Raw genomic sequence first — 13,429 nt, forward strand, 5'->3', positions numbered from 1 at the left:
ATGAAGGGATGGAACAGGGAGAGCCTGCGCGTTGGAAACATGCAGGGATTCACCCTTATTGAGTTGATGGTGGTCATGGTGATTTTAGGGATCCTTGCCGGATTGATTGTACCCCGAATCATGGATAGGCCCGAAGAGGCCCGAAGAACCAAGGCAGCCATTCAGATTCGCTCACTGGAGCAGGCTCTGAAGCTGTACAAACTCGATAATGGGCAATACCCCACAACCGAGCAAGGCTTGCAGGCCCTGGTGGAGCCGCCCTCTGTGGGTCGACTGGCAAAGAGATGGCGAGAGGGTGGGTATCTGGAAAAAGGGAAAACACCTCTTGATCCTTGGGAGAACGAATTTGTATACATAAGCCCAGGGCTAAACGGGGATTTTGACCTGATTAGCTATGGCCCGGACAATGAACCTGGCGGCGATGGTAATGACGCCGATATTAACAATTGGGAAATCGAGTAACCCTCTTCTTGTATATTTACAGGTGTACATTGCCTGTACGAAATACAAGGGGATTCACTCTTCTGGAACTTATATTGGTCATGGTGCTCATTGGAGTGACCATGGCCTTTGCTGTGCCTCGTCTTTCCAGCTTTGTTTTTAGCGATCCGCTCAAACAGAGCACCCGCAAACTTACCCTCCTGATCACCCAGACATCACGGCTGGCGGTGCGGACATCCCGTCCTTACCAGTTGCAATACGATTCTTCGACTCGTAGCTTCGAGGTGGTGGCTATCGACGAAAAAGAAACAGAAACAGAAAGCGCTGTCAATGACGAGTCGAGCCACCTTCCTGCTCTTCAACTTCCTGACTCGGTGTTGCTCAAAGATATTACTTTTGCAGCCGCAGAAGAAAAAAAATCTGGCTCATTTTCCTTGCGATTCAGCGAAAAAGGCTATCTTGAGCCGTGCCTGATCCATCTTCAGGAGCAAAGCGGTGACGAGATGACTGTTAAACTTTCTCCTTTTGTCGGCCATGTCACACTCCATCAGGGGTATGTTTCCCTCGAAGAGGATACCTTTCGGTAACCCGATTATGAACTTAAGCAGGCAATCCAGTGCACAAGGCTTCACGCTGCTTGAGGTGATGATTGCGGTGGCAGTATTGGCAATTGCTCTGGTCAGCCTTTTAGGATCTCAGTCACAAACGATTTCTATTGCCACTGATGCCCGGTTTGATACGATTGCTGCCTTGTTGGCTCAGGAAAAGATGGCGGAAATTCGTTTGCAGGATTTTGAACAGGTAGAGAGTGAGAGCGGAATCTTTGAAGATGGGTTTAGTGAATTTTCCTGGAATACGGAAGTGGTACCAGTCTTGGAAGACGACATTTCGATCCCGGACACAGACGGAATGCTGAAGCAGGTGGTCTTAACTGTTGCCCTTGCCGAAGATGAAACACAGCATCTTACTGTACAGACAACGATTTTTAAAAAAATAGTTCCCGATGACCAACGTCAATAACAGAGGCTTCACTTTACTGGAGGTCATGCTTGCTGTCTCAATTTTGGCAGTGGTGAGCTCAATGGTTGGATTCGCCTTGAACAGTACTGTGGATCTGTTGGCTGCAACAGCAAACCAGAAAGATATCTATCGGCAGGCACGTATTACCCTGGATAGGATGAGGAGTGATCTGGCTGCTGCTGTAGTCGATGGTGAGGTCGGATTTGTAGGGACGAAAAATGAGATTAACGGCCGGCAGGCAGCCGGTTTGATCTTCAGTTCCATGGCGCACCTGGCTTTTGACGATGGACGATCAGACAAGGGGAGCACCACCATTGCCTATGAGGTGATAGAAGATGAAAATGATCCTGGTTCGTTCAAACTACTGAGAGCGGATACACTTTCAGTGTTTGCAGAGGAGAGCGGTGAGAAAGAAGCGTACACCTTGTGTGCCGGACTTCGCTCTTTGCAATTGACGTATTGGGATGCTGAAGGTCAAAAAAATGACAGCTGGGCGAGTAAGCCGGACGAAGAAAATGAGCAAGAGCCTGTACTACTGCCGGCAGCAGTATTTATTACGTTGGAGTTCTGGCAGGATAGTGAGCACAAGACCGTTATTCCTTTTCGCTCAGGGGTGTGGCTTCCCACCGGCAGTATAAAAGAGGAGCAAGACGGTGAGTCATAAGCATTTGCTCAAGGATCAAAAAGGTGTTGCCTTGCTGTTGGCTCTATTGACCGTCAGTTTTTTGGTTACCATGACCATGCAACTCCTGGTTGATGTTGACGGGCAGGTTGAGGATGCCGCACTAGTGGAGAAAACGCTTGCCATGGAAAATGCAGTGTATTCGGGGCTCAGTATTGTTCAGGCAGCCTTGTATAGTGATCAGCAGGCAACGACCTATGATTCCCTTCTTGATAGTTGGGCCGGCATTGACGGGGAACAGCTTACCTCTTTGACAGACGATATCTCACTTACCTGCGCTGTGAATGATCTTTCTGGGAAATTGCAGATTCATGCCCTGCTGGCGAATCCTTTACAAGGCGGTAATGGAGCCAACAATACAAATACAACTTCTGCTCAAGAACAGCAACAACAGCTTGAAAAAGTCGAACAGGTTTGGACAAGGTTCCTGCTCTCCGGTAAATTTGCCATTGATGATGAGCAGCAGGTAGAAGCATTACTTGATGCCATTCGTGATTGGATAGATGAAGATGATGATGCACGGATAAATGGCGCGGAAAATGCATATTATCAATCACTTTCTCCGGGGTATTCGTGTCGAAATGGGGCCATGTTGGCTGTAGAAGAGCTTTTGTTTGTAAAGGGCGTGACACCTGCGCTTTTTTATGGGGATGAGGAACATGAAGGCATTGCAGCATATATTACCGTGGCGGGCGATGACGGTAAAATTAATTTGAATACGGCGCCGGATGCGGTTTTGGCCGCGTTGAATCCTGAGTTAAACGAGGATATGATAAGCGAGTTGCAAGTATACAGGGAGGAGCCGGATAACAGCGACAATCTTGCCGACCCAGCCTGGTATAAAAACGTCAGCGGTTTTCCTGGAGATATAACACTGGATGAAAATCTGCTTACAGTTTCAGCCAAGGCTTTTGCTCTAACCATTACGGCTGCAACCGAAGATGGCAGATGTATCGGCAAAGGGGTACTTTTGCGTGGGGAAAATCACGAGCAGACACTTGTTCACTGGCAGATACAATAAATTGAGAAGTAAACGAGATAGAAATGAATAAAAAGTTTCTCGGACTCTATTACGGTGACGAGTGTCTCACAGGTGTTGTGACAGGACAACAGGGGAAAACCGTGGTCGTTGAGTCGAGTGCTTCTATTCCCTTATCCACGGAGGGTATTGCAGCTACACCGGTGGAAGAGCTTCTGGAAAAGCTTGACTGGCAGGGCGGGGAATGTGTTTGCGGGCTATCGCTTGCAGCAGTGAGTACCCGCAACTTGGAGCTGCCTTTTTCCGATAAAAAAAATATTACCCAGACCCTCCCTTTTGAGTTGGAAGATCAATTCATCCGGCCCATGGAAGAGGTGGTCACAGATTTTAATGTACTAAGGACAACTGACCAAAGTAGCTCTCTCCTGGTTTTTGCCGTTGAAAAGAGAGTGCTGAGTGATGTCCTTGAACGCCTAAAGCAACATGATGCCGAGCCTGGAGTTGTTGTGCCGGCTGCGGTCGCAGTGGCAGAGTTCGTCGGGCACCGTTTTCCTGAAGGGTGGTACTTGGTTTTGGAGGCTGACGATGCTGAGGCAACCCTGTTGTTGCTGCATAACGGTATCTGTCAATTCTGTCGTAAATTACCTGTTTTGTCGCAGACGATGTCAGGTGGGGCTGAGATCGATGTGTTTGGGGCACAATTAGGTGCGCTTCAGCAGACGGTTGGGCGAACTTTGGGATTTTTACGATCCATTGGCTTCCCGGTCGATGATATTGAACATACACTGGTAACCGGACGTTTCGTCGAAAGTGAAGAGGTCCGAGCTGCCTTAAAGGCGCAGCTGGGTATGGACGTGGAACCTGTGGACCTTCTTGCTTTGTCGGGAATCAATGTTCCAACGGGGCTCGAGCATATGCCACCGGGAGAGTTTGCAACGGCGTTAAGCCTCTCGCTGTACAGGCCCGGCAAAAACACAGATTTTAATTTACGGCAAGGAGAACTGGCATCTAAAAAGACACTTTTTACTTCGAAGAAACAGATAGTCGCTGTTGCGGCTTCCGTCCTTGTCTGTATAGGTTCTATTGTCGGCTACTATGCCCTGGAAAATAGAAGTTTAACGATAAAGAATAATCGATTGCGGCAGCAGATGGAGCAGCTGTATCGGAACCAGTTTACCAGCGCTACCCGTATCCAGGATCCTTACGTGCAGATGAAGGTTGCTTTGAAGGAAATGGAGTCTTCTGAAACCAACATGCCTGTATATGCCGACCAGCAGAGGATGTTGGATTTCTTGGCAGATATCTCAGCTCGTATTCCTGCTACCTTGTCGCTCCATGTCTCTAGAATGGTGATAGATCAAAAGGCAATCCGCATGCGCGGGATGACTGGGACTTTTAATACGGTCAATCAAATTAAAAGTCTTCTCTCGCAGTCACCCCTGTATGGTGACGTGCAGATCGTATCAGCGACCGCGGATAAAAAGACTCGAAAAATTCGCTTTGAGATACAGCTGGAGTTGGGTGAGAGCTGATGCAGATGACATCACGAGAAAAAAACGCAGTCATTATTGCCGGGATCAGTCTTGTACTTTTTTTGCTTCTGCAATTTGTTCTTTTTCCTTTAATGGAAAATCGGGAAAAAATGACAAAAAATGTTGTAACCCGGCAACGACAACTCGAAGAAATGGAACAAATGCAGCAGCGTTACGCTCTTTTTAGCCAAAAAAGCCGCTCTATTGCGGCCCTGCTCAACGAGCGGGCCAGTGGGTTCAGTCTGTTTTCTTTTTTAGAGCAAAATGCGGCTGACATTAAGGTCAAAGAGCGAATTGCATATATGAAGCCTTCGGAGCTTGCCGCTGAAGGGGTCTTGAAGCAAAGCATGGTTGAAATGAAATTACAGGCAGTCAGTCTGAAACAGCTTGTTGCTTTTCTTAAAACTACTGAATCTCCGCAAAATCTCGTCGGGATTAAACGCATTACCATTCAGGAGAACAATAAGGAGAAAGGGACGCTGGATGTGATTTTACAAATTGTCAGCGTTGATCAGGTTGTTAACGCTGTTAACTAGGGTAAATGCTTGGAATGTGCCTAATGTGTGGTGGTTGTGATCAACATCAAGAACTGTATATGAGTGCTCGCTGATGATGGCAAAAACGCTTCGTTGGGGAAGGAGTATACTGGGATATTTTCTCTTTACCGTGGCAGGGCTCGTTCTCATGTTGTGGATACTTTTTCCTGTGGATTTCCTTGACCAGTGGATACCTGAGTATCTTGGTGCACGTTTCCCTTACACGAGGGTAGCATTATCTAACGTAGCGGTTGGGTTTCCTGGAAAATTGGTTTTGACCGGATTGGAGTTCTCTTCATCTGCAGAGCAAAAGACGCTGTTGAAGGTTGAAACCTTGGAGCTGCAGCCGAAATTTGCAAGTTTATTGAATATGCAACCTGTAGTCGGCTATGTGGCGACGATTGAACAGGGGCGTGTTGCCGGTACCTTTAGCACTGGTTCAAGCTTGGATGCTTTTAACGTTGCAGGACAAATTGAGCACGTGCAGCTTGATTTGGTTACCGGCATACGAGCAATTTTGGGAAGAGAGATACAAGGAAAATTGAATGCACAATTTAAGGGCAAGGTGCAAAGCGACTTCACAGCATTAGGTAATATGGATGTGAAAGTGAGTATCGGTAACGGTAAAATAGGTCTGAAAAAAAAGATCCTTGGGCATGGTGTTTTTCCTTTTTCACAGGTGCGTTTTACAGTGACAGGCAACGAGCAAAAACTGTTTATTGATGGAGGACAGGTGGAGTCTGAGTTGTTTTCAGCTGACTTTAGCGGAAACATTGAGCTTAACCATCCTTATGCCCAATCGGGATTGAGCTTTGCCGGGATCATGTTACCACGGCCGGAGTTTTTTGTTCATGTAACAGATGGGCAGCTTTTATCTGCTATTCGAAATCAATTGCAGGATGATGGTGCCGCTTTTAAGGTTAGTGGAGACGTCGCTGATCCCGGTATTACCTTTGGTGAGCTGTCTTCGTTGTTTGAGGCTGCAGCAACCACGGCGGAGCAGTAATCGTGATACGGGTATTGCTAACCTTACTGTCTTTGACAATCCTGATTTTCGCAGGAGTGTCTTTATGGTACGAGCGGGTTGAAGAAGGGCTGGTAGCATTTATTCCTACAGGAAGTGAGGTCGTTGAATCTGTTGATGAAGAACGCGTTGCAGGTGCCGTTCGTTCAGTTTTGCCGACAGATTACGAGGTTATTGCCGGTAGAAATATTTTTCAGGCATTGTTGGAAGCAAGTGACAGCGAATCACTACCGGTTGAGGATGAAGACCATGAAGAGACTTCATTAAAGTTGGTACTTCTCGGTACGGTTGTGGGCGATGAAACGGATGCTCGAGCGATTATTATCGATGAAAAGGAAAAAAAGCAGGATCTTTTTCGTATAGGTGATAGCGTGCAAAATGCCAGAATCCGCAAGATTGTCAGAGGAAAGGTGATCTTGGAGGTCGATGGACGTACTGAAGCGTTGACTATTCAGGAAAGAAAAGGTGGTGGTTCTCCGTCTCCTCAACCCTTAACGGGCGGAATGAGGCAACAAAACGTCAGCAGTACAGCTGTCGAAAAAAGGGTGCCTGTTGTGAGGCCCAGAAGGCGTATTAGCTTTCGGGAAAGTCGTCCCCAATTGTCTGAGCCTGAGGCGGTGGAAGAGCCGTTTGAGCCCCTTGAGGTTGAAGAGGGCGCTCGTGAGGAAGGCATTGAGGAGGAGATTGAGGAGCCCGATGAGGGGCACGAAAATGAGGCGCCTGATGAGGGGCTCGAAAATGAATAAAGAACATCATTTGGTCGCAGGTTGTTTTCTCAAAAGAGATGATGGCCAGGTGGAACGAGGTGGAGCTGTGAAAGGGGCTGTTAAATGAAGAGCGGGTGCGGCTTTATGATAAAGAAATTGATTCTATCTCTGGTTTGTTTGAGTTGTTGTCTGCTGTTTACAGGCATTTTCGGCGAAGCAAACGGTGCACCTCAAAAAGTAACACCGCAAAGGTATGTTACCATCGATTTTAATGATGTCGATATCAATCTGTTTATAAAGTATATCAGTGAGCTCACTGGGAAAAATTTTATTGTTGATCGGGCTGTAAAGGGGAATGTAACCATTATTTCTCCTACCAGGATCAGCGAAGAAGATGCCTATCGGGTTTTCGAATCAGTGCTCGAGGTCCACGGATTCACGACCATTCCCAGTGGTACGGTGGTGAAAATTGTACCTGCTGTCCAGGCCAGATCGAAAAATATTTCCACTCTGTACCAAGGTGATGTTGATATACCGGAAGATAGGGTTGTCACCCAGATTATCCCCTTGGTGCATTCCAATGCTGATGATCTCAAGAAAATTCTTTCACCCCTTGTCTCTAAAACCAGTGTCCTTATTGCCCATGCCGAGTCGGGAATGCTTATTATCACTGATGTGCAGTCTAATATTTCCAGGTTGATGGAAATAATTAAGGTGGTTGATGTGCCGTCCATTGGTGAGGAAACCGTGACCATTACCCTGGAGCATGCAGATGCGGTCACGGTGGCAAAATCCATCCGTGAATTATTTGTACAGCGGGTTGTAAAAGGGAAGCGGACGGAAACGATTAAAATTATAGCGTATGAACGGACCAACTCACTTATTATTGTTGCTCCAAAGGCGCAGATTGATAAGATCTATGACCTGCTTAAAGAGCTTGATCGTCAAGTTCCCAGGGGGGAGGGTAAGATACGCGTCTATTACCTGCAGCACGCCAATGCTGAAGAGATGGTCAAGGTGTTGACCAGTCTGCCGGGTAAGCAGGCAACCGGCACCAAGCAAACCGGCGGTAAGGCTGGGCCTGTGCTTTCCTCTGATATACAGGTAGTGGCTGATGCAGAGACAAATGCCCTGATTATTACAGCTCCCCGCGAGGAGTACCTGGTCCTTGAAGATGTGATCAAGAAATTAGATATCCCGAGGCGTATGGTGTATATGGAAGCGCTTATCATGGAGGTGCAGGTCTCAAAGGATTTTGGACTTGGGGTCCAGTATGGCGGATCCGGAACCTTTGCCGATGAAACCGGTACGCTGTTTGGAGGTTTCAGCGGTGAGTCCGGGGACAACGCCTATGGGATTTTAGGAGGGCTTACCAGCGATCCGCCAGTCCTTCCTGGCGGCTTTACCATGGGCGTTTTGAAAGAAGGAATCGAAATCGGCGGTGTTTATTTTCCCAATCTTGGCGCAGTGATCAACGCCTATAAGGATGACGAAGACATAAACATTATCGCCACCCCGCAGATCTTAACCACCGATAATAAGAAAGCCAGTATAAAGGTGGGGGAGAATGTACCCTACATTACCAGTAAAAATACTACTACTTCCCAGCAGGATTACACCAACTACGAATATAAGGATGTGGCCACGACCCTGACCATTACCCCGCAGATCAATCAGGCTAACGTTGTACGTTTGGAAATCGCAGTGGAGGTGATAAAGCTTAAGGATCTGGGTGATGGAAACCCGACCACTTTTAACCGGACAGCCGATACAACCGTGGTCGTTCACAATGAGGAAACCGTAGTGCTTGGCGGGATTATCGGCCAGGATACCAGTACTGGTGAATACAAGGTGCCGTTGCTCGGCGATATTCCACTTTTAGGCTGGCTTTTCAAAAGCAGAACCGAGACCGAGACCAAAACAAATCTGTTTATCTTCATTACCCCACATATAGTTGAAAATCCTGCCGAATTGGCGGAGATTTACTACAATAAACGTGATGTCATGGAAGATGTGCAGCCTGGTTCTTCGCAAATAGCTGATGATTTTTTTCAGAAGAAACCAAATCCGGAGCATGCAGCTGCCCTCACCGATCTTGGGTTTGCTAAGCTGCAACGCAGTGAATTTTTAGAGGCCAAGGACTATTTTCTACAGGCTTTGGATATTGATCCTGAAAATCCTTATGCAACCATTAATCTAGGAGTCGTTTACGAACGTGAAGGCAATGTACAGGGAGCTAGAGAGATGTATCAAAAGGTTTTGGAGCTTAACCCTGGAGAGGAACAGCAGGATGAGTGGCGGCAAAGCCCTTATGATGTCTTAAAACAGCTCGCCAGAGAAAACATACAACATCTTCGCACCAGTGGACAATAAGAGTATGATCATGAATAGGCAGGGTGAAAGGGTAGGCATTCTGCCGATTGTATGAAAGATAACGCTGGAAGGGTGTTTGGAGCTATGCAACCTATCGGAAATATACTTCAGGAGCAGTTTGGGCTGGACGAAACAGCTCTTGTGGCCGCATTGGAGAGTCAGAAGGAAAAGGGGGGGCGGATAGGTGAGATCCTGGTACAGGAAAAGCAGATTACCGAAGAGGAGTTGCTGCAGGCAAGAAGCATCCAGTGCAATCTGAAAGTCGTCAAAAAGTTGCCAAAAGAAATTGAGCCGTTTTTTGTGAAGCGGGTTCCTATCGGATATCTTAAACGCTTTAAGATGATTCCGGTGGCAACGCCTTATTGTTCGTATGTAGCCCTTGCTGAGCCCTTTTGTGTGCAGCAGCTTGATGATCTCAAGCGACTTTTGCAATGGGAAGGAATGGAGACGGTGCTGGCACCCCAAAACGAAATTTTTATAGCCATCAATACCGCCTATGACATGACCAGTAACGAGGCTGCGGATCAGGTTATGCAGGATATGCATGAAGAAGATCCGGACAGTATCTTTTCTCAGATAGAAGAAACAGCCGACCTGCTGGATGATACCAGTGATGCACCGGTGATTAAACTCGTTAACCTGGTGCTTTCGCAGGCTGTGCGCGATAATGCCAGTGACGTCCATATTGAGCCTTATAAAAATAGGGTCAAGATACGGAAGAGGGTAGATGGTATCCTCTACGACATGTATGCGCCGCCTCGGCATGTTTTAGGGAAGTTAATTTCTCGCGTCAAAATACTGGCGAAGATGGATATTGCCGAAAAAAGGCTGCCTCAGGATGGACGGATCGAGATTCGCATTGCTGATAAAAATGTCGATATCCGTGTTTCCACTTTACCCACGGCTTTTGGTGAGCGGGTGGTTATGCGCCTGCTTGACAAGTCAAGCGTCTATCTTCCGTTGGAAGAATTGGGACTTGTGGCTAATGATCTTGCCCATTTTCTCCAGCTAATTAAAGCACCTCATGGCATTATTCTGGTCACAGGGCCCACTGGTAGCGGAAAAACAACCACCCTTTATTCCGCATTGGGAATTTTAAACAGTCCGGATATAAATATTATAACGGTTGAAGACCCCATTGAATACCAGATGGACGGTATTTCGCAGATGCAGGTGAACGCTAAGATCGGCCTTACCTTTGCCGGCGGGCTGCGGACCATTGTTCGCCAGGATCCTGATGTCATTCTTGTCGGTGAGATTCGTGATCTGGAAACAGCGGAAATAGCCATTCAGGCAGCACTCACTGGTCACCTTGTGTTTTCCACCTTGCACACTAATGATGCCGCCAGTGCCGTAACCCGGCTTATTGATATGGGAGTGGAGCCGTTTCTGGTTTCTTCTTCCGTAAACGCCATCCTTGCCCAGCGGCTTGTCCGTCAGATTTGTCCGCATTGTAAAGAGGCTTTTGTGCCGACCAGCGAATATCTGGAGAAAGCTGGTTTTAGTGTAGAGGACGTTGGCGATAAAAGTTTGTACAGGGGGAAAGGGTGCCCTGAGTGCTTTGAAACAGGCTACAAAGGAAGGATTGCCATATTTGAATTGATGATCTTAACCGATGAACTAAAGCGGTTTACCCTTACCACCTCTGATGCTGGGTTGATAAAACAGAAGGCGCTTTCAATGGAGGAAACCGGCATGATTACCCTGCGTCAGGACGGATTGAGGAAGATACTTACAGGGCAAACCACCCTGGAGGAGGTCTTCCGCGTTACCTGATCAATTGGTTCATTTCAAAAATCGGCAGCAGGATCGAGATAACGATAAAACTAACCGCCACTCCCATGACCAGAATCATGACCGGCTCAATCATTGAGGTGAGGGCTAAAATCTTGGCTTCGACTTCTTTTTCATAGCTGTCTGCAGCTTTTTCAAGCATTTTTTCCAATGCCCCACTTTGCTCCCCAACTGCAATCATCTGCACCAGCATTGGTGGGAAATAGTCGCTGGCCTTAAAAATCTGGGACAGACTCTTCCCTTTTTCCAGTTCTTGTTCTGCCTGTTCAATAACCTCAGCAAGCACGCTATTGTTGACGATGTTTTCTACTATCTGCAGTGAGGCAGTGAGTGATACACCCGAACTGAGCAGGCTTGCAAGGGTTCGGCCAAACCTAGCTGAGGCAATTTTTATATTCAGATCCCTTAAGCCGGGAAGGGAAAGTTTACATGTATCCCACATTCTTTTTCCTTTCGGTCTTCGAAGAAAGGCTGTGATGGCAAAGAGTGTTCCGGTAATGACGAGCAGAAAGAGCCACCAGTATTGTTGAAGCAGGGAACTGGTAGCAATGAGGATGATAGTCGGCAGGGGAAGCGCTTGCGAGGTTCCTTCAAAAACGGAGGTGATGCTGGGGACAATAAAGGTAATCAAAAGAACCAGGACAGCGATGCCGACAAAAGCCATGAAGATGGGGTAGAGTAATGCTGCTTTGACCCTTGAGCGAAGAGCAGCCTGATTCTCACCAAATTCCGCCAGCCGTTCGAGAACTACATCCAACGAGCCTGATGCTTCTCCGGCTCTGACCATGTTGATGTAGATTTTGGAAAAAAGACGCGGGTGTTCTTCAAGAGCAGCGGTAAGGGAGTTCCCTTCATTGACGGCATCTTTTATCTGGGCAATAGTTTTTTTTAAGTAACGATTATTCGTTTGCTCTACGAGACCATCAAGAGCTTGGATAAGGGGGATGCCTGCCTCCAGTAAGGTGGCAAGCTGGCGCGTGGAGACATGGATTTCCTGAGCGGTTATTTTTTTGCCGATATGAAAGGAAAGTGTAGCGGCTTTTTGTGTCTTTTTCCTGGCAGCAGTCTCTTTGATCTCTACTGGATAGTTGCCCTGCGCTCGTATTTTTTGCCGTGCTGCGGTCTGGGAATCAGCATCAAGGATACCTCTGGTCTTTTTTCCTGAGCTGTCGAGAGCTGTGAATTCATATACAGGCATAGGTCTCAGATGGTGTCGAAATTGTGAATAAAGGAGCGTGACGGAAAAAGGTGCGTGGTTGAAAAAACTCTTTCATATTCATTGCACCGGCTAACCAATATGCTAGTATAGCGCGCTGTTAATAAAAAGAGCAATGGCGTCTTGCCAAAAAAAAAATGGGCGGTGGTATGCGAGTAACAATAGAATATTGCGTGCAATGAAACTATAAACCACGTGCTTCCAGTTTGGAAGCTGCGTTAGAACAGGCATTCAGCCAAAAGCTTGAGGTAACTTTGATTCCCGGTTCAAACGGTATATTTGATGTTACTTTGGATGGTAATCTTTTGTTTTCTAAGAGAGAATCAGGGCGCTTTCCCGAGTCAAATGAAATTATTGGGTTGATGCGGGCCAACGGATAAAAGCAAACAGCTGCAGCTGTTATTGTTCCTGCTTGGGGGCAAGGCATTGAGAGATGCATTCAGCACAGGTACTTCGAAGTTCACCTTTTTGGCAGAAACTGGCAAATCCGGCAATTAATTCCTCCCCTCCCCTGGGACAGACGTTAAGGAATTTAATAAATAGTACCATTCTGTTGATGATTTCTCTTGGGGCCGTATGTTCAATCTTGCATGCTCCTTCTTCGGCTGTATCATGGTCAAGAGCTAGTACTTCTGTAAAGAATTTTTTTAATGCGTTATGCCGTTCAATGACATCTTCAGCAACCTCACGTCCTTTTTCTGTCATGGTGATGACTTCATAGGGTACATAGTTGATGAGACCTTTTTTAGACAGGGCTCGAAGTGCTTCCGTTACTGAAGGGCCGCTGACGTCAAGCCGTGAAGAAATATCTTTTCCACGCGCAACCTGCTTTTCTGTAATGATATGGTAAATGGCTTCAATATAATCCTCAAGACTGGCGCTTAATTGTGGACTGGTAGACACGGTAACTCCCTTTATGGTAAAAGATAGGTATCTCTCCGAAAATACTGTTTGCCGGAGGACCCGTCAAGGGGAATGTCGCTTGCCCTGAGCCTGGGAAAATGGAAAAAGTAGGGATGGACCGGTCTTATCTTGTGTCTGCATGGAAGTGGGGACTTTGGTTTGCGGGCGGGTAAGCAACATACTCCGAGGTAGGCTGAATATTTTACAGCAGACAGAGAGTTG

Annotated in this window: 13 protein-coding genes and 1 pseudogene; 12 read left to right on the forward strand and 2 right to left on the reverse strand. The window is 47.0% G+C overall.

Going from position 1 to position 13,429, the window contains the following annotated elements; genetic code table 11:
• The 11 genes from gspG to gspE all read left to right on the forward strand — a co-directional run bounded on the left by gspG (position 1) and on the right by gspE (position 11,070).
• On the forward strand, positions 1-462 hold the full coding sequence (gspG, locus tag ACHZCY_RS22650) for a type II secretion system major pseudopilin GspG (RefSeq protein ID WP_205220823.1): 462 nt from the start codon (positions 1-3) through the stop codon (positions 460-462).
• 29 nt (positions 463-491) lie between these two features.
• The gene (locus tag ACHZCY_RS22655; RefSeq protein ID WP_205220822.1) at positions 492-1,028 is read left to right on the forward strand and encodes a pilus assembly FimT family protein; all 537 of its coding nucleotides are present in this window, start codon (positions 492-494) and stop codon (positions 1,026-1,028) included.
• Positions 1,029-1,035: 7 nt separating this feature from the next.
• Entirely contained in the window at positions 1,036-1,461 is a 426-nt protein-coding gene (locus ACHZCY_RS22660; RefSeq protein WP_319550497.1) for a type IV pilus modification PilV family protein, read from the forward strand.
• The gene (locus ACHZCY_RS22665) at positions 1,445-2,125 is read left to right on the forward strand and encodes a prepilin-type N-terminal cleavage/methylation domain-containing protein (RefSeq protein WP_205220820.1); all 681 of its coding nucleotides are present in this window, start codon (positions 1,445-1,447) and stop codon (positions 2,123-2,125) included. The genes ACHZCY_RS22660 and ACHZCY_RS22665 overlap by 17 nt, the downstream gene beginning before the upstream one ends.
• Positions 2,115-3,164, forward strand: coding sequence for a type II secretion system minor pseudopilin (locus tag ACHZCY_RS22670; RefSeq protein WP_319550498.1), 1,050 nt, complete (start codon positions 2,115-2,117; stop codon positions 3,162-3,164). Before ACHZCY_RS22665 ends, ACHZCY_RS22670 begins: the two co-directional genes overlap by 11 nt.
• 23 nt (positions 3,165-3,187) lie before the next feature.
• Complete coding sequence (gspL, locus tag ACHZCY_RS22675; protein ID WP_319550499.1) at positions 3,188-4,654, forward strand: type II secretion system protein GspL; 1,467 nt, start codon at positions 3,188-3,190, stop codon at positions 4,652-4,654.
• On the forward strand, positions 4,654-5,190 hold the full coding sequence (gene gspM / locus ACHZCY_RS22680) for a type II secretion system protein GspM (protein ID WP_394713458.1): 537 nt from the start codon (positions 4,654-4,656) through the stop codon (positions 5,188-5,190). Before gspL ends, gspM begins: the two co-directional genes overlap by 1 nt.
• A 73-nt stretch (positions 5,191-5,263) precedes the next feature.
• A complete protein-coding gene (gspN, locus tag ACHZCY_RS22685; RefSeq protein WP_319550500.1) occupies positions 5,264-6,196 on the forward strand; it encodes a type II secretion system protein GspN in 933 nt (310 codons plus the stop codon).
• Between the two features lie 2 nt (positions 6,197-6,198).
• Positions 6,199-6,960, forward strand: coding sequence for a type II secretion system protein N (locus tag ACHZCY_RS22690; RefSeq protein ID WP_319550501.1), 762 nt, complete (start codon positions 6,199-6,201; stop codon positions 6,958-6,960).
• 105 nt (positions 6,961-7,065) lie between these two features.
• On the forward strand, positions 7,066-9,294 hold the full coding sequence (gene gspD / locus ACHZCY_RS22695) for a type II secretion system secretin GspD (protein WP_319550502.1): 2,229 nt from the start codon (positions 7,066-7,068) through the stop codon (positions 9,292-9,294).
• A 51-nt stretch (positions 9,295-9,345) separates the two neighbouring features.
• A complete protein-coding gene (gene gspE, locus ACHZCY_RS22700) occupies positions 9,346-11,070 on the forward strand; it encodes a type II secretion system ATPase GspE (RefSeq protein ID WP_319550503.1) in 1,725 nt (574 codons plus the stop codon).
• On the opposite strand, the gene gspF is transcribed toward gspE, so the two are convergent.
• Positions 11,063-12,286 carry a type II secretion system inner membrane protein GspF gene (gspF, locus tag ACHZCY_RS22705; RefSeq protein WP_319550504.1) on the reverse strand — a complete coding sequence of 408 codons (1,224 nt, stop codon included), beginning with the start codon at positions 12,284-12,286 and terminating at the stop codon, positions 11,063-11,065. The genes gspE and gspF overlap by 8 nt on opposite strands.
• 212 nt (positions 12,287-12,498) lie before the next feature.
• Between gspF and ACHZCY_RS22710 the strand changes: the two are divergent.
• Positions 12,499-12,684, forward strand: a pseudogene (locus ACHZCY_RS22710) (Rdx family protein); the annotation flags it as partial.
• Positions 12,685-12,703: 19 nt separating this feature from the next.
• On the opposite strand, the gene ACHZCY_RS22715 reads toward ACHZCY_RS22710, so the two are convergent.
• Positions 12,704-13,207, reverse strand: coding sequence for a metal-dependent transcriptional regulator (locus ACHZCY_RS22715; RefSeq protein WP_319550505.1), 504 nt, complete (start codon positions 13,205-13,207; stop codon positions 12,704-12,706).
• Between the last annotated feature and the right edge of the window lie 222 nt (positions 13,208-13,429).

Source organism: Desulfogranum marinum (assembly GCF_963675105.2).
GTDB lineage: Bacteria > Desulfobacterota > Desulfobulbia > Desulfobulbales > Desulfobulbaceae > Desulfogranum > Desulfogranum marinum.

What these genes read in the sequence shown, in the direction of transcription:
- gspG (WP_205220823.1), top strand. Translation starts at nt 1, where the DNA reads ATGAAGGGATGGAACAGGGAGAGCCTGCGCGTTGGAAACATGCAGGGA.
- ACHZCY_RS22660 (WP_319550497.1), top strand. Translation starts at nt 1,036, where the DNA reads ATGAACTTAAGCAGGCAATCCAGTGCACAAGGCTTCACGCTGCTTGAG.
- ACHZCY_RS22665 (WP_205220820.1), top strand. Translation starts at nt 1,445, where the DNA reads ATGACCAACGTCAATAACAGAGGCTTCACTTTACTGGAGGTCATGCTT.
- gspL (WP_319550499.1), top strand. Translation starts at nt 3,188, where the DNA reads ATGAATAAAAAGTTTCTCGGACTCTATTACGGTGACGAGTGTCTCACA.
- gspM (WP_394713458.1), top strand. Translation starts at nt 4,654, where the DNA reads ATGCAGATGACATCACGAGAAAAAAACGCAGTCATTATTGCCGGGATC.
- gspN (WP_319550500.1), top strand. Translation starts at nt 5,264, where the DNA reads ATGATGGCAAAAACGCTTCGTTGGGGAAGGAGTATACTGGGATATTTT.
- gspD (WP_319550502.1), top strand. Translation starts at nt 7,066, where the DNA reads ATGATAAAGAAATTGATTCTATCTCTGGTTTGTTTGAGTTGTTGTCTG.
- gspE (WP_319550503.1), top strand. Translation starts at nt 9,346, where the DNA reads ATGAAAGATAACGCTGGAAGGGTGTTTGGAGCTATGCAACCTATCGGA.
- gspF (WP_319550504.1), bottom strand. Translation starts at nt 12,286, where the DNA reads ATGCCTGTATATGAATTCACAGCTCTCGACAGCTCAGGAAAAAAGACC.